This window comes from Bradyrhizobium sp. CFUWI (genome assembly GCF_056429085.1).
This window is the reverse complement of the sequence record NZ_JBWJZE010000001.1, coordinates 318,583-343,062: the sequence shown is the minus strand read 5'-3', so window position 1 is coordinate 343,062 and position 24,480 is coordinate 318,583. Positions and strand designations below refer to the sequence as shown.

The window sequence follows — 24,480 nt, the reverse complement described above, 5'->3', positions numbered from 1 at the left end:
CAAAAATTTGGCAAGGTGATGGTTAGGACAGGAAGACTGTCTCAATTTTGCTCGCGATCCCGGCACAGGGATTGCAGCGAATCCTGGTGCTCTCGGGACCCAGGAAGGTGCCAGGCAAAGCCGTTCTCGGGGACGAAGAACGCCTAAGCCTGAATTTAAGAAAATGCGGCTCGCAAAGGACGAGCGGTGACCCAGAGGCGGGTGCCGCGGAACGCCCAAGGTGCGCCGAAGATAGCGGTGAGGCAGCTTGCCGCATGGAGAGGACAGGAACAATGAACGGGTCGCAATTCGAGCGCGCAAGCATCGTGGCAGAACAGCTGTCGGCGACGGCCGCCTCGAAAACGACCGATCCGATTCAGGAGCACAATTCGCGCCCCGAAGCCGAAGGCCTGTACGATCCGAGCCTGGAGAAGGACTCCTGCGGCGTCGGCTTCATCGCCAACATCAAGGGCAAGAAGTCGCACGAGATCGTCTCGGACGCGCTGAGCATCCTCTGCAATCTCGAGCATCGTGGTGCCGTCGGCGCCGACCCGCGCGCCGGTGACGGCGCCGGCATTCTGGTGCAGATCCCGCACGCCTTCTTCAGCCGCAAGGCCAAGGAGCTCGGCTTCGCGCTGCCGGCGCCCGGCGAATACGCCATCGGCGCGCTGTTCATGCCGCGCGACACCGCCTGGCGCAACGTCATCAAGAGCATCATCGCCGACCAGATCAAGGAAGAGGGTCTGATCCTGCTCGGCTGGCGCGACGTGCCGACCGACAATTCCTCGCTCGGCGTCACGGTAAAGCCGACCGAGCCCGCCTGCATGCAGGTGTTCATCGGCCGCAACGGCATCGCCAAGACCGAGGACGAGTTCGAGCGCCGGCTCTACATCCTGCGCAAGTCGATCTCGCAGGCGATCTACCAGCGCCGCGACCGCGGGCTTGCGGGCTATTACCCGTGCTCGATGTCCTGCCGCACCGTGATCTACAAGGGCATGTTCCTCGCCGACCAGCTCGGCAAGTACTATCCCGATCTGCACGAGCAGGACTTCGAGAGCGCGCTCGCGCTCGTGCACCAGCGCTTCTCGACCAACACCTTCCCGGCCTGGTCGCTGGCGCACCCCTACCGCATGATCGCCCATAACGGCGAGATCAACACGCTGCGCGGCAACACCAACTGGATGGCGGCGCGGCAGGCTTCGGTGAGCTCCGAGCTGTACGGCAAGGACATCAACCGGCTCTGGCCGATCTCCTATGAAGGCCAGTCGGACACCGCCTGCTTCGACAACGCGCTCGAATTCCTGGTCCAGGGCGGCTACTCGCTGCCGCACGCCGTCATGATGATGATTCCGGAGGCGTGGGCCGGCAATCCGCTGATGGACGAGAAGCGCCGCGCCTTCTACGAATATCACGCCGCGCTGATGGAGCCGTGGGACGGCCCCGCTGCGATCGCCTTCACCGACGGCCGCCAGATCGGCGCCACGCTCGACCGCAACGGCCTCAGGCCCGCGCGCTACCTCGTCACCAAGGACGACCGCATCGTGATGGCGTCCGAGATGGGCGTGCTGACGATCCCTGAGGACCAGATCATCACCAAGTGGCGCTTGCAGCCCGGCAAGATGCTGCTGGTCGATCTCGAGCAGGGTCGTCTCATTCCCGACGACGAGATCAAGGCCGAGCTTGCCAGGAGCCATCCCTACAAGGAGTGGCTGGAGCGGACCCAGATCGTGCTGGAAGAGCTGCCGAAGGTGCCGACCACCGGCGTGCGCTCCAATCTGTCGCTGCTGGATCGCCAGCAGGCGTTCGGCTACAGCCAGGAAGACATCGCGATCCTGATGACGCCGATGGCGGCCACCGGCGAAGAGGCCGCGGGCTCGATGGGTAACGACACGCCGATCTCGGCGCTGTCGGACAAGGCCAAGCCGCTGTTCACCTACTTCAAGCAGAACTTCGCGCAGGTCACCAACCCGCCGATCGACCCGATCCGCGAGGAGCTGGTGATGAGCCTCGTCTCCATCATCGGACCGCGGCCGAACCTGTTCGACCTGCAGGGCATGGCCACCACCAAGCGTCTCGAAGTGCGTCAGCCGATCCTGACCGACGCGGACCTGGAAAAGATCCGCTCGATCTCGGACGTGGCCGACACCCACTTCAAGTCGCGCACGCTGGACACGACCTTCCACGCCGGTCTCGGCGCGGCGGGCATGGACCAGGTGCTGGACGAGCTCTGCGCGCGCGCCGAGAGCGCGGTGCGCGAGGGTGTCAACATCATCATCCTGTCCGACCGCATGGTCGGCACCGACCGGGTGCCGATCCCGTCGCTGCTGGCTTGTGCCTCGGTGCATCATCACCTGATCCGCACGGGTTTGCGCACCTCGGTCGGCCTCGTCGTCGAATCCGGCGAGCCGCGCGAAGTGCACCACTTCGCCTGTCTCGCGGGCTACGGCGCCGAAGCGATCAATCCCTATCTCGCGTTCGAAACCATCATCGCGATGAAGGATCGCCTGCCCGGCTCGCTCGACGACTACGAAATCGTCAAGCGCTACATCAAGTCGATCGGCAAGGGCTTGCTCAAGGTGATGTCCAAGATGGGCATCTCGACCTACCAGTCCTATTGCGGCGCTCAGATCTTCGACGCCGTCGGCCTCAAGGCCGACTTCGTCGCCAAGTTCTTTGCCGGCACCCACACCCGCGTCGAGGGCGTCGGCCTAGCCGAGATCGCCGAAGAAGCGGTGCGGCGTCATGCCGACGCGTTCGGCGAGGCACTGGTCTACAAGAACGCGCTCGATGTCGGCGGCGAATATGCCTATCGCAGCCGCGGCGAGGACCATGCCTGGACCGCCGAGTCGGTGTCGCTGTTGCAGCACGCCGCGCGCGGCAATTCGCAGGAGCGCTACCGTGCCTTCGCCAAGATCCTCAACGAGCAGTCGGAGCGGCTCCTGACGCTGCGCGGCCTGTTCCGGATCAAGAACGCGGAGGAGGAGAAGCGCAAGCCGATCCCGCTCGACCAGGTCGAGCCGGCCAAGGACATCGTCAAGCGCTTCGCCACGGGTGCGATGAGCTTCGGCTCGATCTCGCGCGAGGCACACACCACGCTCGCGATCGCCATGAACCGGATCGGCGGCAAGTCGAACACCGGCGAAGGCGGCGAGGAAGCCGATCGCTTCAAGCCGATGCCGAACGGCGATTCCATGCGCTCGGCGATCAAGCAGGTCGCCTCGGGCCGCTTCGGCGTCACCACGGAGTATCTCGTCAACTCCGACATGATGCAGATAAAGATGGCGCAGGGCGCCAAGCCCGGCGAAGGCGGCCAGCTGCCCGGCCACAAGGTCGACGCGACCATCGCCAAGGTCCGGCACTCGACGCCGGGCGTCGGCCTGATCTCGCCGCCGCCGCACCACGACATCTACTCGATCGAGGATCTGGCGCAGCTGATCTACGACCTCAAGAACGTCAACCCGACTGGCGACGTCTCGGTCAAGCTGGTCTCCGAGATCGGCGTCGGCACGGTGGCCGCGGGCGTTGCGAAAGCGCGCGCCGACCATGTCACCATCGCGGGCTTCGAGGGCGGCACCGGCGCTTCGCCCCTGACCTCGATCAAGCATGCCGGCTCGCCTTGGGAGATCGGCCTCGCCGAAACCCATCAGACCCTGGTGCGCGAGCGGCTGCGCAGCCGCATCGTGGTCCAGGTCGACGGCGGCTTCCGCACCGGCCGTGACGTCGTGATCGGCGCGCTGCTGGGGGCCGACGAGTTCGGCTTCGCCACCGCGCCCTTGATCGCGGCCGGCTGCATCATGATGCGCAAGTGCCATCTCAACACCTGCCCGGTCGGCGTCGCCACCCAGGACTCCGTCCTGCGCAAGCGCTTCACCGGCCAGCCCGAGCACGTGATCAACTACTTCTTCTTCGTCGCGGAGGAAGTCCGCGAGATCATGGCCTCGCTCGGCTTCCGCACTTTCAACGAAATGATCGGCCAGGTGCAGTTGCTCGACCAGACCAAGCTGGTGGCGCATTGGAAGGCCAAGGGCCTCGACTTCTCCAAGCTGTTCGTCAAGCAGAAGGAAGAGAAGGGCCAGAAGATCTATCACTCCGAGCGCCAGAACCATCATCTGGAGGCGGTGCTCGACCGCTCGCTGATCGAGCAGGCCCAGCCTGCGCTCGACCGCGGCGCGCCGGTGAAGATCGAGGCCAACATCAACAGCACCAACCGCTCCGCGGGCGCGATGCTGTCCGGTGCCGTCGCCAAGATCTACGGCCATGCCGGCCTGCCGCACGACACCATCCATGTCAGCCTCAAGGGCACCGCCGGCCAGGCCTTCGGCGCCTGGCTCGCCCACGGCGTCACCTTCGAGCTCGAAGGCGAAGGCAACGACTATGTCGGCAAGGGCCTCTCGGGCGGCAAGATCATCGTCAAGCCGCCGCAGAACTCTGCAATCGTGCCGGAAGAGAGCATCATCGTCGGTAACACCGTGATGTACGGTGCGATCGCGGGCGAGTGCTACTTCCGCGGCATCGCCGGCGAGCGTTTTGCCGTGCGCAATTCGGGCGCGGTCGCCGTGGTCGAGGGCGCGGGCGATCATTGCTGCGAATACATGACCGGCGGCATCGTGGTCGTGCTCGGCAAGACCGGGCGCAACTTCGCGGCCGGCATGTCCGGCGGCATCGCCTATGTGCTCGACGAGACCGGCGACTTCGACAAGCTGTGCAACCTCAGCATGGTCGAGCTCGAGCCGGTGCTGTCCGAAGAGCTGATCAATGCCGGCACCTATCACCATGCCGGTGACCTCGAGTCGCACGGCCGGGTCGACGTGTTCAAGAACCTGCTCGCCTCCGACGTCGAGCGGTTGCACGTCCTGATCTCGCGCCACGCGAAAGCCACCGGCTCCAGGCGCGCCGCCGACATCCTTGCCAATTGGAAGGAATGGCTGCCCAAATTCCGCAAGGTGATGCCGGTCGAGTACCGGCGCGCGCTGCGCGAACTGGCCGCCAACGCGGACGCCGAGCCGAAAATCGCGATCGGGGCGTAAGAAAAAGCCCTCATGGTGAGGAGCGCGCAGCGCGTCTCGAACCGTGAGGTCACCATCCGGGCCTCTATCCTTCGAGACGCGGCGCGAAAAGCGCGCCGCTCCTCAGGAAGAGGAGTGAGAGAACAAACGACTAAGCGGCAGGGACTTCGGGTTTAATGGGCAAGATCACGGGTTTTCTCGAAATCGAACGGCGCGACCGCAAGTACACCCCGGTCGCCGAGCGCGTGAAGCATTACAAGGAGTTCGTCGTTCCCCTCTCCGAGAAGGAGGTGCGCGACCAGGCCGCGCGCTGCATGAACTGCGGCATTCCCTATTGCCACGGCACCGGCTCGGTCGCGCCCGGCACGCCCGGCTGCCCGGTCAACAACCAGATCCCCGACTGGAACGACCTCGTCTATCAGGGCAATTGGGAAGAAGCCTCGCGCAATCTGCACTCCACCAACAATTTTCCGGAGTTCACGGGGCGAATTTGCCCGGCACCGTGCGAAGCCTCCTGCACGCTCAACATCGACGACAACCCGGTCACCATCAAGACCATCGAATGCGCCATCGTCGACCGCGCCTGGGACAATGGCTGGCTCAAGCCGGAGATCGCCGCCCAGAAGACCGGCAAGAAGGTCGCCGTGATCGGCGCAGGGCCAGCCGGCATGGCCTGCGCGCAGCAGCTCGCGCGCGCCGGCCACGACGTGCACGTCTACGAGAAGTACGCCAGGGCCGGCGGCCTGCTGCGCTACGGCATCCCCGACTTCAAGATGGAGAAGGGCGTCATCGACCGCCGGGTCGCTCAGATGGAAGCCGAAGGCGTCACCTTCCATTACAACAGCCATGTCGGCGCGGACGGCAATGTCGATCCGCGCGAGATGCTCAACGAGTACGACGCGGTGGCGCTGACCGGCGGCGCGGAAGCCCCGCGCGACCTGCCGATTCCCGGCCGCGAGTTGTCAGGCATTCACTACGCCATGGATTTCCTGCCGCAGCAGAACCGCCGCGTCTCGAATGAGCCGCTCGGCGGCGTCCAGGAGATCTTGGCCGGCGGCAAGCACGTCGTCGTCATCGGCGGCGGCGACACCGGCTCCGATTGCATCGGCACCTCGCTGCGCCAGGGTGCGCTCTCCGTGACCCAGCTCGAGATCATGCCCGCTCCGCCCGAGCGCGAGAACAAGGGCCTGACCTGGCCGAACTGGCCGCTGAAGATGCGGACCTCCTCCAGCCAGGCCGAAGGCGCGGTGCGCGAATACGCCGTGCTGACGCAGAAATTTTCCGGCGAGGACGGCAAGGTCAAAAAGCTGCACTGCGTGCACGTCGACGACAAGTTCAAGCCGATCGCCGGCACCGAGTTCGAGCTCGATGCCGACCTCGTCCTGCTCGCGATGGGCTTCGTCCATCCCGTGCACGAGGGCCTTTTGAAGCTGCTCTCGGTCGAGCTCGACCCGCGCGGCAACGTCAAGGCCAACACGCTGGACTACCAGACCTCGCGCCCCAACGTGTTCTCCGCCGGCGACATGCGCCGCGGCCAGTCGCTGGTGGTCTGGGCGATCCGCGAGGGCCGGCTGTGTGCGAGGTCGATTGATACGTTCCTGATGGGGAAGACGGATCTGCCGCGGTAATCCCAGTCATTCCGGGGCGCGCGAAGCGCGAGCCCGGAATCCATCTATCCACATACGCCGGCGCTCGATGGATTCCGGGTTCGCGCCAAATGGCGCGCCCCGGAATGACAATCGGAAAGGGCGGTGCCTCCGGCTTCGTCTAACGAGACGCGCAAGCAGGCGCTCCTAATTCTGCAGCCTCACGCCCACCATCATCACCGTGCCCTGCGAGCTCGATCCCGGCTGGTTCGAATCCAGGATGTCGTGACGCAGCGTGCCCTTGACCCAGATGTTGCGGTTGAGCTTGTAGATCAGATTGCTCTCGAACGAGTAGGTCTTGTCGTTGCGGTTCTGGCCCTGGTAGTCGAGCGTGCCGTAGGTGAATTTGCCGATTGCGGTGAGCCAGCGGCGGAAGTCGTGGTCGACTTCGGCCGAATAGGTCCGCACCAGGACGCCGGAGGAGCCGGCGACCGTGGTCTCCGCGATCTGCGTGTCGGTGAAGAATTTCACCGTGGTCAGCCCGCTCGCATTCCAGATCAGCGAGCCCGAGGTGAGAAACCCTGCGAGCTGGCTGAGGCGCGGGTCGGTGTAGTTGCGCGCGGAATAGCCGACCGAGACTTCACCGGTGAGGATGCGCGAGAACTCGAAGGACGAGCCGACCTTGGCATAGCCGCCGTTTGAATCGCGGAAGTAGCCGTTGCGATCGGCGGCCTGATCGTGGACGCGGGTGTCGCCCTGGATCTCGACGAACGGCTTCAGCCCGGGCTTCAGATCGTAAGAGAAGCGCCCGACGCCGCCATACTGGTTGAAGTTACGGTCATCGTTGCTGAAGGTCGCCCCGTCGGTGAGCTTTGAATCCGTGTAGGCGGTGCGATCGACGGTGGCGCCGGCGGCGACCTGGAAGCGATTGAAGGTCTGGTCGAAGCCGACGGTGGTGCCATAGGCGGCGTAAACAGGATATTTCTGCAAGCCGGTCTGCACGTTCGGGCTGCCGGGATTGTCGGTGGCGAGGCGCAAGCGCAGCTGCGAGGTCAGCTTGAGATCGCGGGTGACGTCGAGCCGGCCGTCGACATGGCCGGTAAAGTCAGGGCGATCGATCTCGACCGGCGAAGGCGAGGCAGAACCGTTGATGGTCACCGGCATATTGTTGGTGTAGCCCGAGAACGAGCCGCGCAGGTCGGCGACCAGCGCGTGGCGCTCCCAGTCGGAGATGACCAGGAGGTCCGGCGCGACCACGACGACCGGCGAGCCGACCGGCTTGTTGAGACGCGCCGGATTGGTGTCGTAGCCGGTGGAGAGCTCGAGCCCGCCCTTGATCAGGAAGCTGCCGGCATAATCGCCGACGGCTCCGAACGGATCGTCATCCGCCTTGAGGCGGCGGCGCAGCGGCTGGCCGGGCACGGTGCCCGCCATCGCCGCCGGCACCGGCGCCTTGCTCGCGGACGCAGATGGCGGCGGTGCAATCTTCGGCAGTCCTAGCGTGGACGGCGGCGGCGCTGTGGCCGGCACCGGCGAGCCGGGACCGGCCGCGCGCTTCGGTTTCGGCTGGCCGGGATAAAGCTTGGGTTGCTGTCGCTTGCGGTTGAGCGAGTCGTAGCCGGAGCCGCTCGCGCCGGCGGCGGCGGGAAGGCCATAGGTCGGGACCTGGCCGATGCGGGAGGCCGCCGGCTTCTCGCGGGCCTTGCGCGGATCGGCACTGGGATCGGGCAGTGCCGGCAACGCATCCGACGGCGCCTGCGGCACGCCCGCCGTGCGGCGGGTCGGCAGCGTCTCGGGCGAGGCGAAGCCGCCGCGGTTGGGATTGAACAGATCGGGCGTAAGGCTCTGGGCGGCCGCGGGGGCATTTCCGAGGGCGGTCAGCGCAAGGCAGGGGACAAGACACGGCAAAGCCGCGCGCAGCAATTGCGCGCGTTTGCTCCGGCCGGTGCCAGGAGACGACCCCACGATGGAATAACTCCAACGAAATCAAACACTTTCACGATCGCGCCCACCGGCTGGCGGGAACCATCGTTAATGGAGTTAAAACAATTATGGTTAATGACCCGTTGAGGGCCCTGGCGCGCGCGTCGCCTCCAGAGCCGCGGCGTGCTAATGAGGCGCCGACCGGGCGAATGCCCCCTCCTCCCTGGACCAGATTATGCCGAGCTCGAAACCGCTGATGACAGCATCATCCGGCCCCATCCCCGACAGCGTCGAATCCGCGCTCCGCACCCTGGAGACGGAGAGCGGCGGCATCAACGCGCTCGCAGCCGCCCTGCGCGGCCCGCTGGGCGAGACGTTTGCCAAGGCGGTCGACTTGATCCGCAACGCCAAGGGCCGCGTCATCGTCACCGGGCTCGGCAAGTCCGGCCATATGGGGCGCAAGATCGCCGCGACGCTGGCCTCGACCGGCACGCCCGCCTTCTTCGTGCACGCCGCCGAGGCCGGCCATGGCGATCTCGGCATGATCACCACCGACGACGTCATCATGGCGCTGTCCTGGTCCGGCGAGCAGCCGGAGATGAAGAACCTCGTGAACTATTCGGCGCGCTTCGCCATTCCCATGATCGCGGTGACCTCGAACGCGTCTTCGTCGCTGGGCCAGGCCGCCGACATCGTGATCGAGCTGCCGAAGGCGCGCGAGGCCTGCCCGCACAATCTGGCGCCGACCACCTCGACGCTGATGCAGGCGGCGATCGGCGACGCGCTGGCGATCGCGCTGCTCGAAGGCCGCGGCTTCACCGCGCTGGAGTTCGCGCATTTCCACCCTGGCGGCAAGCTGGGCGCGATGCTGAAATTCGTCCGCGACTACATGCGCACAGGCGCGGAGATTCCGGTCAAGCCTGAAGGCACCAAGATGTCGGACGCGGTGGTCGAGATGTCGGCCAAGGGGCTCGGCTGCGTCTGTATCGTCAACGCTGCGGGCGAGGCCATCGGCATCATCACCGACGGCGATCTGCGCCGCCATATCAACATGCGGCCCGATCTGCTGACGATGGCGGTCGACGATATCATGACCAGGCAGCCGAAGACGGTGCCGCCCTCGATGCTCGCCACCGAGATGATCGAGGTGCTGAACACCCGCAAGATCACGACGCTGGTCGTCACCGAGGCAGGCAAGGTGGTGGGCATCGTGCATCTGCACGACCTGCTGCGGGCGGGCGTGGCTTAAGGCGCGGTCTCTCCCCGCGCCGTCATTCCGGGGCGCGCCCGCTTGGGCGCGAGCCCGGAATCCATTCATCTCCGACGGCGCTGCACGATGGATTCCGGGTTCACGCTTCGCGTGCCCCGGAATGGCGGCAAAGGATTCATTGCGGAAACCGCGTCGCGTTCTCTTCCAGCGGCAACCGCAGCCCGTTCGCCAGATACGACACCGTGCGATAGAATCCGCACAGCAAAATGATCTCCAGGATCTGCGCCTCGTCGTAATGCGCCGACAGCGCGGCGAATTCCTCGTCGGTGAACGTCGCACGGGCGTGCAGCGCGTCGACGGCCGCGATCAGGGCCTGCTCCGCCGCTGACCAGCAGGCCGACATCGCATCGCCTTGCACGGTCGCGCGCACCTCGTCCCCGGCGAGCTTCGCCGGCCCGGCGAAAACGGCGACATGCACGCCCCATTCGTATTCGCACTTGTTCAGCGCACAGGTGCGGTCGATGACGATCTCGCGCTGGCGCAGCGGGAGCGGGCCGGGATCGAGCAAGCCGCCGGCGCGAAACTTGTCCCAGGCGCGGCCGTGACCCGCCATCACCCGGAACAGCAGCAGCGGTGGCGCGCCGCGCATGATGCGGTCGAACTGGGCCTGGATCTCCGGGGGATAAGGCGGGGTGAGCGGCGCAATGCGCGGCGTGGATGGGGACATGAGCCGTCCTTCGTTGCTACAATTATCGTAGCAAAACGCTACATTATCTGTAGCAAACCGCAAGAGGGTGACGATGGCCAAGAAGCCAGGCACGACGCCTCGGGTGCGGGGATCGCGCACCGGACGGCCGATCATGGCGCTGCTGGATCTGCTCGGGCGGCGCTGGAGCCTGCGGATATTGTGGGAGTTGCGCGGCGAGCCCCTCACCTCCCGCGCATTGCGCAGCGCCTGCGACGAGGCCTCGCCGACGGTGCTGCAGGCACGGCTGACGGAACTCCGCGAGGCGGGGTTCGTCGAGCTTGGCGAAGGCGGAGGTTACGGACTGACGCCGCTCGGGCGGGACTTGTGCGAGACGTTCATGCCGCTGCACCGGTTTGCGGAGAGGTGGAAGGCCCTTTCGCCCTCTCCCCGCTTGCGGGGTCGCGACGAGCGTCGCTCGCGCGGAGAGGGTCGGGGTGAGGGGGAGCCTCCGCGGAGACGGTGAGAGACGGACTCGCTGAGAGTCCCCCTCACCCGGATTGCATCTGCGATGCAATCCGGCCTCTCCCCGCAAGCGGGGAGAGGCGAAGAGAGCTACGCCGCCGCGACCGTCAGATTGGCACCGTCCACCTGCACCACCTTCACCCGCGTTCCGGCGGGCGTGTCGGGGCCCGCCACGCGCCAAACCGTGTCGCCGATGCGCATGGTGCCGCTGCCGTCGATGATCGGCTTCTCCAGCGTGAACTCACGCCCGAGCAAGGCCTCGGCGCGCTTGTTGAGGAAGGGGCTGGCGCTCGCATCCGGCTTCGGCCGGGCCAGGCGGCGCCACACCGGCACGGCGGCGGCGGCAAATACCGCGAACATCACCAGCTGCAGCTGCCAGGACGTGGTCACGGCGAACGCGATCAAACCCACCAGCAGCGCGGCGAGCCCAAGCCAGAACAGGAATATGCCCGGCGCCAGCACCTCCAGCGCCATCAGGACGAAGCCGAAGATCAGCCAGTTCCAGGTGCCGAGCGATACGAACATGTCGGTCATGACGCGATCTTCCATCATTGGCGCAAGCCCTAGCGAAGGGTCATGCGCCGGTGACTATCCCTGCCGCGGCGGCACCGCCGGCGGCGTGCTGCCGGTCGGGGGCACTGAGCCGGGGCGGCGAGCGGCAGCGGACCCAGAGGCCGCGCTCTCGCCGAACGTCGCCTTGGCGATCTCGCCGATGCCGGCGAGCGAACCGAGCATGCTCGTGGCCTCGATCGGCAGCATGATGATCTTCTGGTTCGGCGCCTCCGCAAACTGCCCGAACGCCTTGATATATTTGTCGGCGATGAAATAGTTCAACGCGGCGACGTCGCCCTTGGCAATGGCCTCGCTCACCATCTGCGTGGCCTTCGCTTCCGCCTCCGCCGAACGCTCGCGTGCCTCGGCGTCGCGGAAGGCGGCTTCCTTGCGGCCTTCGGCCTGCAGGATCTGACCCTGCTTGGCGCCCTCGGCGCGCAGGATCTCCGACTGGCGCTGGCCTTCGGCGGCGAGGATGTCGGCACGCTTGACGCGCTCGGCCTTCATCTGCCGGCCCATGGCCTCGACGAGGTCGGCGGGCGGCACGATATCCTTGATCTCGATGCGGTTGACCTTGAGGCCCCAGGGCGAGACCGCGGCATCGACAACGCGCAAAAGGCGCTCGTTGATCTCGTCGCGATGCGACAGCACCTGGTCGAGATCCATCGCGCCCATCACCGAACGGATGTTGGTCATGGTCAGGACGGTGATGGCCTGCGTCAGGTTGGAAACCTCGTAGCTCGCTTTCGCGGCGTCGAACACCTGGTAGAAGGCGACGCCGTCCACCGTCACGGTGGCGTTGTCCTTGGTGATCACCTCCTGCTCGGGAATGTCGATCACCTGCTCCATCATGTTGATCTTGCGCCCGACGCGATCGAAATAGGGCACGATCAAATTGAGGCCGGGGCTCAGCGTCTGCGTGTATTTGCCGAACCGCTCGATGGTCCAGTCATAGCCCTGCGGCACCGTCTTCACGCCGGCCACCAGCGTGACGATGACGAGCAAGACGAGAACAATCGCGAAAATGTCGAAACCGCTCATATTTCCTCCAAGTCAGGAAAGGCCTTTCCCGCGCTGTCATTGGTCGGGAACACGACCTTACCGGTTCAGCGGTCGCGCGTAACGTCGGCATCAGTGCAAATCTGCACAAGGCGGACGGAGCGGAATCGCGACGATTATGTATTTGGAGGGAGGCTCTTGAAGGATGCGGGAGCGAACCTAGCGGCAAAGGTTAATATTGCGGTGCAGGCGCCTGTCATATCCAGCCCTGCAGCTCGCGCAACACCAGGCTGCGGATCACGTCCATGCCGGGCTGGCTGTCGTTGAGACAGGGAATCGCTGAAAACTGCTCACCACCATTGTGCTTGAAGATCTCGGCGTTCTCCTGCGCGATCTCCTCCAGCGTTTCCAGGCAGTCGGCGGAAAAGCCCGGCGTCACCACCGCGATGCGACGCACGCCTTCCTTCGCGAGCCGCTCCATGGTCTTGTCGGTATAGGGCTGGAGCCACTCGGCATTGCCGAAGCGCGACTGGAAGGTCAGCAGCAGCTTCGTCTCGTCCATGCCGAGCCGGCGGCGCAGCGCCTCGGTGGTGGCGATGCAGTGCTGCTGATAGGGATCGCCCTTCTCGACATAGGATTTCGGCATGCCGTGGAAGGACGCAACGATCAGCTCGGGCTTGAATGGCAGGCTCGCCAGATGCGTCTCGATCGAGCTCGCGAGCGCCTCGATATAGGCCGCGTCCTCATAATAAGGCGGCGTCACCCGCAGCGTCGGCTGGTTGCGCAGGCGGGCGAGCACGCGGAACACTTCGTCGCAGACGGTCGCCGAGGTCGAGGCGGAGTATTGCGGATAGAGCGGCACGGCGAGGATACGCTCGCAGCCCTTCGCGATCAGCGCGTCGATGCCGGACTTGATCGAGGGATTGCCGTAGCGCATCGCCCAGTCCACCACGACGTGGGCACGGTCCGACAGTGCCGCGGCGAGCTTGTCGGCTTGCGACCGCGTGATGGTCTTCAGCGGCGATTCATTCTTCTCGGTGTTCCAGATCTTCTGGTAATCGAGCGCCTTGGTGCGGGGACGGCTGCGCAGGATGATGCCGTTCAGCACGGCTTTCCAGATCAGGCCCTGGTCCTCGATGACGCGGGCGTCACTGAGGAACTCCTTCAGATAGACCCGCACGCCTGGCGCATCGGCGGTGTCGGGCGTGCCGAGATTGACAAGGAGCACGCCGACACGCGGCAGGGCGGATTGGGCGGCTGGTCTTCCGGTCTCGATGGGGACGACACTGGTCATGCCTGTGTGGGTCGCGCGTTGGTCCGAACTTGTCAAGATGAGGCCGATTTCGTTAGGGTCGCACCCAGGCCGAGGAACGACGATGACACTCGCGGAATGGTGCGTCTTTGGAGCGCTGCTGCTCTATCTGTCTACGATCGCCGCGGTCAAATGGATCAGGTTTCGGCGCTTCGACAATTCCCGGCCGCGCGACCCCGCCTTCTATGAGGACGCGCTGTCGCAGCGTGCGCTCGGTGCGCACCAGAACGGCATCGAGACCTTCCCGTTCTTCGCCTTTGCGGTGCTGCTCGCCGAATACCGGGATTCGCCGCAACGGTTGATCGACGAGCTCGCGGCCCTCTTCCTCATCGTCCGCCTCGCCTATGTGCTGACCTATCTCGGCAACCGACCGACGCTACGCTCGATCCTCTGGACCGTCGGCTTTGCGATCAATCTCGGGATCTTCTTCATGCCGGCCTTGAAGCGGTTCCTGCCAGTGTGAGGTCTCTCGCCGCCGTGTCCCGGACGCGGTGCAGCGCACCGTCCAAGAGACGCTGCGCTGCGTCCGGGGCACGAGAATTCAGCTCAGAAACACGTGGTCCGCTCAGCCGCGATGTAGCCGAACAGCAGGCCCGCGCCGAACAGCAGCACGACGCCCGCGGCCGCGAATTCGATCCCGCGCATGAACAGCGCGCCGCCGCCGTCGCGCCCGGCGCTGAGGCGCGCGGCGATGTCCTTGGCGGAGACGGCGACGACCGCGATCGCCGCGACCGTGATCGCGGTGCCAAGCCCCATCAGGAGGGTCGCGGCGATGCCGGCCCAGAACAGGCCCTGGGCGAGCGCGAACACCAGCACCAGAATGGCGCCCGAGCAGGGACGGATGCCGACGGTGAGGATCGCGGCAAAGCCGCGCCGCCATCCGCCGGGGCCGGCGAGCTCGCTCGGCGTGGGACCGTGGGAATGGCCGCAATGCTCGTCATGGACGTGATCATGTCCGTGATGGGCATGGACATGCCCATGGCCGTGATCGTGGTGATGATGATGGTGATCATGGCCGTGATCGTGATGATCGTGGGCATCATGATGATGGTGATGATCATGATGGTGCGGCACGCCGGCGATCGCCGGCACCGGCTGGGCCGCCTGCAGCGCCCGGATGAAGGTGCGGCCCTTGACCCAGACCAGGCGCAGCCCGAACAGCGCGATCAGGGCGTAGCTCGCGATCTCGATCGCCCCTTCCGCCTTGCACATGGTCTTCGCGGTCGCATTCAGCACCCAGGCCGAGATGCCGACGATGAGGATCGCCACCAGCGACTGCATCAGCGCCGAGGCAAACGACAGCGCGATGCCACGACGGGCGGTCTCGCGGTTGGCGACGAGATAGGAGGCGATCACGGCCTTGCCGTGGCCGGGGCCGGCGGCGTGGAAAATGCCGTAGGCGAACGAGATGAAGAGCAGCGTCCACACCGCCGAGCCGTCGGATTTCGCGGCGCGGATCGTCGACGACATCTGCCGATAGAATTCCGACTGTTTTGCCAGCAGCCAGCCGATGAGGCCGCTGGCTTCGGGTTCGGCCGCCTGCGCCGGGCGCGGCGCGCCGAACGGATTCTGCGCGAGGACATCGTGGAGCGCGGCATCGGCCACGCTGACCGCCAGCACGACGGCCGCGCCGGCGAGCAGCCCGCGCGCGAGCGGAGGGAGTTGCGGCTTCAAGGGCAATCCACCGTGATCTTGTTGGCGAACATCATGCCGAAATTCGAGTTCTCGCCGTTCAGGAAGGTCTGCTCGTTCAGCTTCTGCGCGCTCGCGGTACCGTCATTCGGTCGCTCGAGCTTCATCTGGCAGCCGGCGGGCGCACCGACCAGCTTGACCGGGTTGCCCTTGGCCATCTGGAAGTCGATGAAGAAAGAGCGGTCGAACACTTCGAGCACCAGCTGCCTTGGCTTGACCGGATTCTTCAGCGGCAGCGTGAAGTGCAGGGTCAGCACGGTGTCCTTGTAGTCGAGGAAGTAGTCGACCGGCTCCTGGAATCGCTCCTTCTTGCCGTCCGCTCGCGCGAAGGTGAAGTAGGCATATTCCTTCAGCGACTCGACATTGGTCTGCGCCAGCGGCCCGAGCTCCTCGCGGGTATAGGCGCCCTTGGTCTTGCTCTCGAGCCCCTGCACCGCATAGGCCGAGAACATGTCGTCAAAGGTCCAGGCGTGACGGACGCCGGTGATCGTGCCGTCCGCAGCATAAAGCAGCTCGCTGGTGGCGGTGATCCAGACATGCGGATGCGCGCTCGCCGCGCCGGCGGCGAGCGACAGGCCAGCGGCGAGCAGCAGTCCGAGCAGGCGGCGCATCGTGCCCATCAGGCAGCCTTGGCGTTGTCGAGCAGGCCCCGCCGGCGCAGCAGCGCATCGGGTTCCGGCGGGCGGCCGCGGAAGGCCTCATAGGCGGCTTCCGGATCGACCGATCCGCCGGAGGCGTAGATGTCGTCGTGCAGGCGTTTTGCCACCGCGGGATCGAAGATGTCCCCGGCCTCCTCGAAGGCGCCGAAGGCGTCGGCATCCATCACCTCCGACCACATGTAGCTGTAATAGCCGGCGGCGTAATGATCGCCGGTGAAGATGTGGCCGAACTGCGTGGGCCGGTGACGCAGCGCGATCTCTTCGGGCATGCCGATCTTCTCCAGCTCGCGTCGCTCGAACGCGCGGACATCCTGCGCGGCGGCGGCCGGCTGGGTGTGGAATTCGAGGTCGATCAGCGCCGAGGAGACGAATTCGACCGTGGCAAAGCCCTGGTTGAATTTTCGCGCGGCAAGGAAGCGCTGGAGCAGGTCGTCCGGCAGCGGCTCACCGGTCTGGTAGTGACGGGCGAACTTCTGCAGCACCTCGGGCCGTTCCTGCCAGTGCTCATAGAGTTGCGACGGCAGCTCGACGAAGTCGGTGAACACGGAGGTGCCCGACAGCGACGGATAGGTCACGTTGGAGAGCATGCCGTGCAGGCCGTGGCCGAACTCGTGGAACAGGGTGCGGGCATCGTCGGGCGACAGCAGCGAGGGCTCGCCGTCGGCGCCCTTGGCGAAGTTGCAGATGTTGAGAACCAGCGGCGCGACGTCGCCGTCGAGCTTCTGCTGGTCGCGCAGCGAGGTCATCCAGGCGCCGGAGCGCTTCGACGGGCGGGCGAAGTAGTCGCCGTAGAACAGCGCCTTGTGCTTGCCGTCCCTGTCCTTCATCTCCCAGACCCGGACGTCGGGGTGCCAAACCGGAACGTCCTTGCGCTCCTCGAAGGTGACGCCGAACAGCCGCGTGGCGCAGTCGAAGGCGGCGGCGATCATGTTGTCGAGCGCGAGGTATGGCTTGATCGCGGAATCGTCGAAATTGGCGCGCTGAAGGCGCAGCTTTTCGGCATAGAAGCGCCAGTCCCAGGGGGAGAGCTTGAAATTGCCGCCCTCCGCCGTGATCAGCGCCTGCATCTCGTCGCGATCGGCGAGCGCACGCGCCCGGGCCGGCTTCCAGACCCGCTCCAACAGGCCCCGCACCGCGTCCGGCGTCTTGGCCATGGAATCCTCGAGCCGGTAGGCGGCGTAGGTCGGATAGCCCAGGAGGTTCGCGCTCTCCTCGCGCAGCTTCAGGATCTCGACGATGGTTTCGTTGTTGTCGTTGGCATTGCCATTGTCGCCGCGGGCGATGAAGGCCTTGTAGACCTTCTCGCGCAGGTCGCGCCGGGCCGAGCTCTTCAGGAACTGTTCGACCGAGGAACGCGACAGCGTGACGATGGCCTTGCCGTCCATGCCGCGCTCTTCCGCCGCAGCCTTGGCGGCGGCGACGAAGCTCTCCGGCAGGCCCTGGCGGTCGGCCTCGCCCAACTCCATGACCCAGTCCTGCTCGTCGCCAAGCAGATGATGGCTGAAGCCGGTGCCGAGCTGGGCGAGCCTCTCGTTGATCTCGGCCATCCGGGCCTTGGCATCCTCGGACAGGCCGGCGCCAGCGCGGTGGAAGCGGGTATAGGTGCGCTCCAAGAGGCGGAGCTGCTCGGGCGAAAGACCAAGATCGGTGCGGTTCTCGTGCAGCTGGGCGATGCGACCAAACAGCACGGCGTTCATCATGATCGGATTCCAGTGCCGCGCCATCCGCAAGGAGACATCCTTGTCGATCTCCAGGATGGCCGGATTGGAATGCGCCGAGACCAGGTCGTAGAACACCGCCGCGACCTTGCTCAGCAGCTTGCCGGAGCGCTCCAGCGCCGTGATGGTGTTGGCGAAGTCGGGCGCGGCCGGATCATTGGTGATCGCCGCGATCTCGGCGGAGTGGTCGGCGAAGGCCTGCTCGAACGCCGGCAGGAAGTGCTCCGGCTTGATCTCGTCGAAGGGCGGGGTCGCAAACGGCGTCACCCAGGCCTTCAGCAGCGGATTGGTCTCGGAGTCCGTAGTTTGGCGGGGGTCTGACATTGCAAGTCCCGGTTTTCATGGCTCGATTGTTGCGGCCAGCTATAGCACGCGATGGGGCTTTTTTGGGCCATTTGGCCTTGCTCCCGGCCGCCTTTTCGGGGAGATTGCGGCCCTCGATGGACCACGGACCCCTTAAGCTCATGAACGCGCCTTCCTCGTCTTCCCGTCAGATCGTCTGGCCCAGCGTCATCACCGTCATCAGCGCCGCCATCCTGATCGGCGCCGAAGTGTTCGGCGCGGCGTTCGCCGGCGGCTGGGCGCTCGCGATCCTGTTCGGGCTCGGCGACCAGGGCGCGCACATCCTGCAGGCCGTGCTGTTTGCACTCGGCGTGCTCGTGATGACGGCCTTCATCCGCGCGGCTCAGCGCGTCGAGCCCTTCACGAAGCGCGGCTGACGCCTCTCGCGCGCGAGAGACGCGCGCGCTGCCACGAAAAACTTAACGCCCGTTCATCTTCCGCGTCGCTCGCGCAACACTGCGCAAGCAGACGTTAGGCAATTCTGTTCGCAGCCTAAAAAAATTCTTGCGAAGCCGAGTCAAAACACTTATGTGCGGACTTGCCCAATTTCGCACGTGCCTGTGGTCGTGTGTCAGTCGGTAGGTATCCGGACAAGAGGCCGGACAGCCGCCAAGGGGTGAAGAAGCCGAGGGGCTCTTCGGAAGTGCGGAAGTCGGAAGGCCGAGGTCGCAAGACGCGAAGGTCGGACGACGAAGCAAACCCGGAGTGCCCAGCATCTCTCTCAAAGAGATGCCTTGTCGAAGGTGACTTCGCTCTTTGCAACCGTGACTGGCAGCCGGAGGCGAACCGGCGCACCCCGCTCTCAACGGGGGACGCGACTTAAAGCAACGACGGATCGGGCTTTTTTGGTCTCTACCGGCAGTCCAACGCCGGCGCGGGCTACTGAAAAGGCTTGTCCTTCATTGCCAGGTGTGCGGGCGGGAACACTCCCAACCAATCCACGGCAGCACAGTCTGGTTTGAGTCTTTTGGCTTCGTCGCGCCTCCATCGCGCGATCCGGCCAGAGCACTCCTATCCGACGTCATGTTTTGAACGGGCCCGTCGCTGGGCCGTTTGGGAGAGTGCCATGACCGAACGTATCCAGGAATTCCTGCGCAACCGCCGCAAGGATGGCCTCGACACCGAGCCGTGCCTCGTCGTCGACCTCGAGGTCGTGCGCGACAATTACCAGAGCTTCGCCAAGGCGCTGCCCGACAGCCGCGTGTTCTATGCCGTCAAGGCAAACCCGGCGCCGGAAGTGCTGGCCCTGCTCGCCTCGATGGGCTCCTGCTTCGACACCGCGACGGTTGCCGAGATCGAGATGGCGCTGGCCGCGGGTGCGACGCCCGACCGCATCTCCTTCGGCAACACGATCAAGAAGGAGCGCGACATCGCGCGCGCCTTCGCGCTCGGCATTCGCCTGTTCGCGGTCGATTGCGCCGCCGAGGTCGAGAAGGTCGCCCGTGCCGCCCCCGGCGCGAAGGTGTTCTGCCGCATCCTCTATGACTGCGCCGGCGCCGAATGGCCGCTGTCGCGCAAGTTCGGCTGCGACCCGGAGATGGCGGTCGAGGTGCTCGACCTCGCCAAGCGCCTCCGGCTGGAGCCGTGCGGCATCTCCTTCCATGTCGGCTCGCAGCAGCGCAAGGTGAAGGCGTGGGACCGTGCGCTGGCGATGGCCTCGCAGGTGTTCCGCGACTGCGCCGAGCGCGGCATCAACCTGACCATGGTCAACATGGGCGGCGGTTTCCCGACCAAGTACCTGAAGGACGTGCCGCCGGTCGTGACCTACGGCCGCTCGATCTTCCGCGCGCTGCGCAAGCACTTCGGCAACCAGATTCCGGAGACCATCATCGAGCCGGGCCGCGGCATGGTGGGCAACGCCGGCATCATCGAGTCCGAGGTCGTGCTCATCTCGAAGAAGAGCGACGAGGACGAGGTGCGCTGGGTGTATCTCGACATCGGCAAGTTCGGCGGTCTCGCCGAGACCATGGACGAGTCGATCCGCTACGCGATCCGCACCCGCCACGACGGCGCGGACATGACGCCGTGCGTGCTGGCGGGGCCGACCTGCGACAGCGCCGACGTGCTGTACGAGAAGAACCCCTATCCGCTCCCGGTCACGCTCGAGATCGGCGACAAGGTTCTGATCGAGGGCACCGGGGCCTATACGTCGACCTACTCGTCGGTGGCCTTCAACGGCATTCCGCCGCTGAAGACGTACCACATCTGATCCGCCTCTTTGTCTGAGGCCTGACGAACCCGGGAGCCGGCTTGCCGGCTCCTCCTCAACATCTCGATTTCTGACGACGTCTTGGACCGGCGTGCTGCCCGCACGTCCGTTCAAGCGGGGATTGATGCGCCATGACTGCTTTTCGGAAGCCACAGATCGCCCTCACCTCGAAAGCCGCTCCGTTTGCGATCCGCAGCGAGCGTGCCGTCGACGTCGCCGCCCGTGAGGCGCTGCTCGATGCCAGCTTTGGCGAGGACCGCCATGGCCGCACCTGCCAGCGCCTGCGCGACGGACGCGCGCCCGCCGCAGGCCTCGCCCTGTCGGCCGTGCGCGAGGGCAAGCTCGTGGGAACCGTGCGGCTGTGGCACGTCAGCGCCGGAGGCAGGCCCGCTCTGGTCCTCGGACCGCTGGCGGTCGACCCTGCCTGCCGCGAGCTCGGGATTGGCGCCGCGCTGATGCATCAGGCGCTGGCCGCCGCCCGGGCGCGCGGGCATGAAGCCGTGATCCTGCTCGGCGATGCCTCCTATTACGCCCGCTTCGGCTTCTCGGCGGAGAAGACGGCTGGGCTTTCGCTGCCCGGCCCGTTCGAACGCGACCGCCTGCTGGCGATCGAATTCACCGACGGCGCCCTGGACGGCGCCGAGGGGATGATCGTCCCGACCGGCTCGGCCCTGCCCAAACGGAGGTCGGTTCGCGGACCTGTGGCGCGCGCGGCCTGAGAGATCGCTTTCATCGCGGCGACCCGAGCCGCACTGAGCGGCAACGCCCGGCCGCGCCTGCGTCACGCCCGCTCCTTTGGGGTTGCGCAGGCGCCAGAAACGCCCTTTAACCCCGCGAAACATCCTTCAGTCGAGGCCCAAACCATGCCCCGTCGCCTGATCTCCACCGGCTCTCCGCTCGAGAAGACCGTCGGCTACAGCCGCGCCGTGATCGACGGCGATTTCGCCTTCGTCGCGGGAACCACCGGCTATGACTACAGCACGATGACGATGCCGGCCGACGTCACGAGCCAGTCACGCAACTGCTTCAAGACCATCGCAGCCGCCCTGAAGGAGGGCGGTTTCGAGATGGCCGATATCGTCCGTGCGACCTACTACGTCACCGACACCAGCTACATCGACGCCCACTTCGCCGTCTGCGGCGAGGTTCTCGGCGACATCAGGCCGGCCGCGACCCTGCTGGTCGTCAGCGCCCTCGCCAAGCCCGAGATGAAGGTCGAGATCGAAGTCACCGCCAAGCGCCGCAGCGTCTGACAAGCGCCGCAGCGCCTGATCCACCCACCCTTTGCCTGCCAGCACGTTCCGGAGAAACCGTCCCATGAGCCCTCCCTCGCAGATCTACGCGAAGATCACCGGTCCCATCGTCATGGTCGGCTTCGGCTCCATCGGCAAAGGCACGCTGCCGCTGATCGAGCGGCATCTCGATTACGACAAGTCGCGCGTCACCGTGATCGATCCCAAGGACGAGGGCCGCAAGGCGCATTGCGAGAAGCACAATGTCCGCTTCATCCAGAAGGCCGTGACGAAAGACAATTATCGCGAATTGCTGTCTCCGCTGCTCACCGAAGGTGGCGGCCAGGGCTTTTGCGTCAATCTCTCGGTCGACACCGGCTCGACCGACATCATGGAGCTCTGCAACGAGCTCGGCGCGCTCTACATCGATACCGTCAACGAGCCCTGGCTCGGCTTCTATTTCGATTCGTCGAAGGGGCCGGAGGCGCGCTCCAACTATGCCCTTCGCGAAGTGACGCTGGCCGCCAAGAAGGCGCGCCCCGCAGGCTCGACCACGGCCGTCTCCTGCTGCGGCGCCAATCCCGGCATGGTCTCCTTCTTCGTCAAGCAGGCGCTGCTCAATGTCGCCGCGGATCTGAAGCTCAATGCCCCCAAGCCGAAGACCAAGGGCGAATGGGCGGATTTGATGCGGCAGGCCGGCATCAAGGGCATCCATATCGCCGAGCGCGACACCCAGCGCTCCAAGAAGCCGAAAGAGCCCGACGTCTTCGTCAACACCTGGTCGGTGGAAGGCTTCCTCTCGGAGGGCATGCAGCCGTCGGAGCTCGGCTGGGGTACCCATGAGAAATGGATGCCCGAGAATGCGCATACCCACGAAGCCGGCTGCGGCGCTGCCATCTACCTGATGCAGCCCGGCGCCAATACGCGCGTGCGCACCTGGTGCCCGACCCGCGGCGCGCAATACGGCTTCCTCGTCACCCACAACGAGTCGATCTCGATCGCCGATTACTTCACGGTGCGTGACGCATCAGGCACGGCGATCTATCGGCCGACCTGCCACTACGCCTATCATCCGGCCGACGACGCTGTGCTGTCGCTGCATGAGCTGTTCGGCCGCGCCGGCAAGATGCAGGAGAAGCACCACATCCTCGAGGAGGACGAAATCGTCGACGGCATCGACGAGCTCGGCGTGCTGCTGTTCGGCCACGACAAGAATGCGTATTGGTACGGCTCGCAGCTCTCGATCGAGGAGACGCGCGAACTCGCGCCGTACCAGAACGCCACCGCCTTGCAAGTGACCTCCGCCGTGCTCGGCGGCATGGTGTGGGCGCTGGAGAACCCCAACGAGGGCATCGTCGAAGCCGACGAGATGGATTTCGATCGTCTCCTGGAAATCCAGCTGCCCTATCTCGGCCCGGTGAAGGGCTTCTACACCGACTGGACCCCGCTGACGGACCGGCCGGGACTGTTCCCGGAGGACATCGACACCAGCGATCCCTGGCAGTTCAAGAACATTCTGGTGCGGTGAGGGGCGACGCGTCCTGCCTCGCCCACAACTGTCATGCCACGCGAAGGCGGGGCATCCAGTACGCCCCGGCTTCTCGGCTCTGTCACAACTGTCTCTGGAATACTGGATCACCCGCCTTCGCGGGTGATGACACCATTTGTGTGGTGGCCGCCCTACTTCCTCTCAAGCGGCGGCGCGATCTTTTCCGCCGGTGCCGGCGGCAGTGCCGGCCTGGTCGCCGCGCCTTGCGTCTGCGGATCGGGGCGCGCGGGCTCGGGGGCCGGCGTAGTCGGCCGATCGCCGCCGGGCTTGGCCTCCGCTGGCACCTTGCTCTGCTCGTCGGACGGAGTTCCCTGAAGCGGCTGCGTCGCCTGTGCCATCTGCATCCGGCTCTCGGCGCGGATCTGGGCGAGCGACATCACCGACACCACGAGTCCCGCCGCGAACAGCGAGGCAGCGATTGTCAGGTCGAGACTCAGTCTGTGCTTGTCATGTTGGCCGGGCATGTCGATCACCGCCTTTATCCGCGGGATCAACGAAATCGACCGACCAGGGTTCCCTCCTCGGCAAGGCGGCATCTGCCCGTCTGCGCGCCAAAACGACGCGCTCACTCGGTCGTGCTGGCTTCCCAGGTGGCATGGCGCACGCCGGGCAGATGCTGCAGATCGGTCGCCACGGCGTTCAATTCGTTCGGGTCGATCGCGCTCGCGACCAGCTTGGCGACGATCTCCAGCATGTCCTCGCCGATCTCGACGACCTCGACACCCGCCACGGGATATTGCGCACCCTCGAGCTTCTCGACGAGGCGGTCGCGCATGTCAGGCAAGGCATCGGCCGCGACCGCGAGCTTGAAATAGTAGGTCGCCTCCAGCGCCTTCTCGTTCAGGGGGATGCGGTTGATGGCATTGACCAGCGGGCGCAGCATGGTGTTGCCGGCGATGACGAAGACCGTCAACGCAGCCGCCTGCGCGATCATGTCGGCACCGGCGCAGGAGCCGACTGCGGCCGAAGCCCATAGCGTCGCTGCGGTGTTGAGCCCGCGCACGTCCATGCCCTGCTTCATGATGACGCCGGCGCCCAGGAAGCCGATGCCCGAGACGACATAGGCGATCACCCGGACCGCACCGTCGGCGCCGTCCAGCTGCATGGCGAGATCGACGAAGGCGGCGGCGCCGACTGCGACCAGAACATTGGTGCGCAGGCCCGCGGTGCGCTGGCGATATTGCCGCTCGGCGCCGATCAGCGTGCCCAGCACGAAGGCCGTGGTCAGGCTGACCAGCGTGTCGGCGAAGTCAGCAAGCTGGAAAGTCGTGAGAAATCGCATGGTCCCCTATACGGCTGGAA

At 65.6% G+C, this 24,480-nt stretch carries 20 protein-coding genes; 10 read left to right on the top strand and 10 right to left on the bottom strand.

Translation table 11 applies throughout. The features are described from left to right. The first annotated feature begins 272 nt into the window (after positions 1 to 272). Both gltB and AC066S_RS01620 read left to right on the top strand, forming a co-directional pair. Positions 273 to 5,006, top strand: a complete 4,734-nt coding sequence (gene gltB / locus AC066S_RS01625) for a glutamate synthase large subunit (protein WP_478268754.1) — start codon at positions 273 to 275, stop codon at positions 5,004 to 5,006. 155 nt (positions 5,007 to 5,161) lie between these two features. Further along, the gene (locus AC066S_RS01620; protein WP_478268753.1) at positions 5,162 to 6,613 is read left to right on the top strand and encodes a glutamate synthase subunit beta; all 1,452 of its coding nucleotides are present in this window, start codon (positions 5,162 to 5,164) and stop codon (positions 6,611 to 6,613) included. A 165-nt stretch (positions 6,614 to 6,778) separates the two neighbouring features. Here AC066S_RS01620 and AC066S_RS01615 read toward each other — a convergent pair whose 3' ends face one another. Continuing rightward, on the bottom strand, positions 6,779 to 8,536 hold the full coding sequence (locus tag AC066S_RS01615; protein ID WP_478268752.1) for an outer membrane beta-barrel protein: 1,758 nt from the start codon (positions 8,534 to 8,536) through the stop codon (positions 6,779 to 6,781). 193 nt (positions 8,537 to 8,729) lie between these two features. Between AC066S_RS01615 and AC066S_RS01610 the strand changes: the two genes are divergently transcribed. After that, entirely contained in the window at positions 8,730 to 9,743 is a 1,014-nt protein-coding gene (locus tag AC066S_RS01610; RefSeq protein ID WP_478268751.1) for a KpsF/GutQ family sugar-phosphate isomerase, read from the top strand. Positions 9,744 to 9,879: 136 nt separating this feature from the next. Here AC066S_RS01610 and AC066S_RS01605 read toward each other — a convergent pair whose 3' ends face one another. After that, complete coding sequence (locus tag AC066S_RS01605; protein WP_135170213.1) at positions 9,880 to 10,431, bottom strand: carboxymuconolactone decarboxylase family protein; 552 nt, start codon at positions 10,429 to 10,431, stop codon at positions 9,880 to 9,882. Positions 10,432 to 10,504: 73 nt separating this feature from the next. Between AC066S_RS01605 and AC066S_RS01600 the strand changes: the two genes are divergently transcribed. Beyond that, complete coding sequence (locus AC066S_RS01600; RefSeq protein ID WP_478268750.1) at positions 10,505 to 10,915, top strand: winged helix-turn-helix transcriptional regulator; 411 nt, start codon at positions 10,505 to 10,507, stop codon at positions 10,913 to 10,915. A gap of 89 nt (positions 10,916 to 11,004) precedes the next feature. On the opposite strand, the gene AC066S_RS01595 is transcribed toward AC066S_RS01600, so the two are convergent. From AC066S_RS01595 to hemH, 3 genes are all read right to left on the bottom strand, one after another. Beyond that, on the bottom strand, positions 11,005 to 11,448 hold the full coding sequence (locus tag AC066S_RS01595) for an NfeD family protein (protein WP_135166166.1): 444 nt from the start codon (positions 11,446 to 11,448) through the stop codon (positions 11,005 to 11,007). 54 nt (positions 11,449 to 11,502) lie between these two features. Continuing rightward, positions 11,503 to 12,507 (bottom strand): SPFH domain-containing protein, encoded by a 1,005-nt coding sequence (locus tag AC066S_RS01590; protein ID WP_135170210.1) that lies wholly within the window; start codon positions 12,505 to 12,507, stop codon positions 11,503 to 11,505. A gap of 214 nt (positions 12,508 to 12,721) precedes the next feature. Further along, positions 12,722 to 13,759: a ferrochelatase gene (gene hemH / locus AC066S_RS01585; protein ID WP_478268749.1), complete on the bottom strand. Its 1,038-nt coding sequence runs from the start codon at positions 13,757 to 13,759 to the stop codon at positions 12,722 to 12,724. Positions 13,760 to 13,841: 82 nt separating this feature from the next. Here hemH and AC066S_RS01580 point away from each other — a divergent pair, with 82 nt between their 5' ends. After that, positions 13,842 to 14,240, top strand: coding sequence for an MAPEG family protein (locus AC066S_RS01580; RefSeq protein WP_478268748.1), 399 nt, complete (start codon positions 13,842 to 13,844; stop codon positions 14,238 to 14,240). Between the two features lie 83 nt (positions 14,241 to 14,323). On the opposite strand, the gene AC066S_RS01575 is transcribed toward AC066S_RS01580, so the two are convergent. Genes AC066S_RS01575 through AC066S_RS01565 form a run of 3 tightly spaced genes read right to left on the bottom strand, consistent with a single transcriptional unit; the run spans position 14,324 to position 18,170 of the window. Continuing rightward, the gene (locus AC066S_RS01575) at positions 14,324 to 15,451 is read right to left on the bottom strand and encodes a nickel/cobalt transporter (protein ID WP_478268747.1); all 1,128 of its coding nucleotides are present in this window, start codon (positions 15,449 to 15,451) and stop codon (positions 14,324 to 14,326) included. Then, positions 15,448 to 16,080, bottom strand: coding sequence for a DUF1007 family protein (locus AC066S_RS01570; protein WP_430644587.1), 633 nt, complete (start codon positions 16,078 to 16,080; stop codon positions 15,448 to 15,450). The genes AC066S_RS01575 and AC066S_RS01570 overlap by 4 nt, the downstream gene beginning before the upstream one ends. An 8-nt stretch (positions 16,081 to 16,088) precedes the next feature. Beyond that, entirely contained in the window at positions 16,089 to 18,170 is a 2,082-nt protein-coding gene (locus AC066S_RS01565; protein WP_478268746.1) for a M3 family metallopeptidase, read from the bottom strand. Positions 18,171 to 18,310: 140 nt separating this feature from the next. Here AC066S_RS01565 and AC066S_RS01560 point away from each other — a divergent pair, with 140 nt between their 5' ends. The 5 genes from AC066S_RS01560 (at position 18,311) to AC066S_RS01540 (ending at position 23,157) form a co-directional block, all read left to right on the top strand. Then, on the top strand, positions 18,311 to 18,565 hold the full coding sequence (locus AC066S_RS01560) for a hypothetical protein (RefSeq protein ID WP_045004054.1): 255 nt from the start codon (positions 18,311 to 18,313) through the stop codon (positions 18,563 to 18,565). A 689-nt stretch (positions 18,566 to 19,254) separates the two neighbouring features. Then, positions 19,255 to 20,397 (top strand): type III PLP-dependent enzyme, encoded by a 1,143-nt coding sequence (locus AC066S_RS01555; RefSeq protein ID WP_126259440.1) that lies wholly within the window; start codon positions 19,255 to 19,257, stop codon positions 20,395 to 20,397. Between the two features lie 131 nt (positions 20,398 to 20,528). After that, positions 20,529 to 21,116, top strand: coding sequence for a GNAT family N-acetyltransferase (locus AC066S_RS01550; protein ID WP_126259439.1), 588 nt, complete (start codon positions 20,529 to 20,531; stop codon positions 21,114 to 21,116). A 144-nt stretch (positions 21,117 to 21,260) separates the two neighbouring features. Beyond that, positions 21,261 to 21,650: a RidA family protein gene (locus AC066S_RS01545; RefSeq protein WP_478268745.1), complete on the top strand. Its 390-nt coding sequence runs from the start codon at positions 21,261 to 21,263 to the stop codon at positions 21,648 to 21,650. 64 nt (positions 21,651 to 21,714) lie between these two features. After that, positions 21,715 to 23,157, top strand: coding sequence for a homospermidine synthase (locus AC066S_RS01540; protein WP_135166175.1), 1,443 nt, complete (start codon positions 21,715 to 21,717; stop codon positions 23,155 to 23,157). A gap of 152 nt (positions 23,158 to 23,309) precedes the next feature. Here the strand turns inward: AC066S_RS01540 and AC066S_RS01535 are convergent, their stop codons facing one another. Both AC066S_RS01535 and AC066S_RS01530 read right to left on the bottom strand, forming a co-directional pair. Next, complete coding sequence (locus AC066S_RS01535; RefSeq protein WP_164718828.1) at positions 23,310 to 23,642, bottom strand: hypothetical protein; 333 nt, start codon at positions 23,640 to 23,642, stop codon at positions 23,310 to 23,312. A 101-nt stretch (positions 23,643 to 23,743) separates the two neighbouring features. After that, complete coding sequence (locus AC066S_RS01530) at positions 23,744 to 24,460, bottom strand: MgtC/SapB family protein (RefSeq protein WP_126259436.1); 717 nt, start codon at positions 24,458 to 24,460, stop codon at positions 23,744 to 23,746. Positions 24,461 to 24,480: the final 20 nt, after the last annotated feature.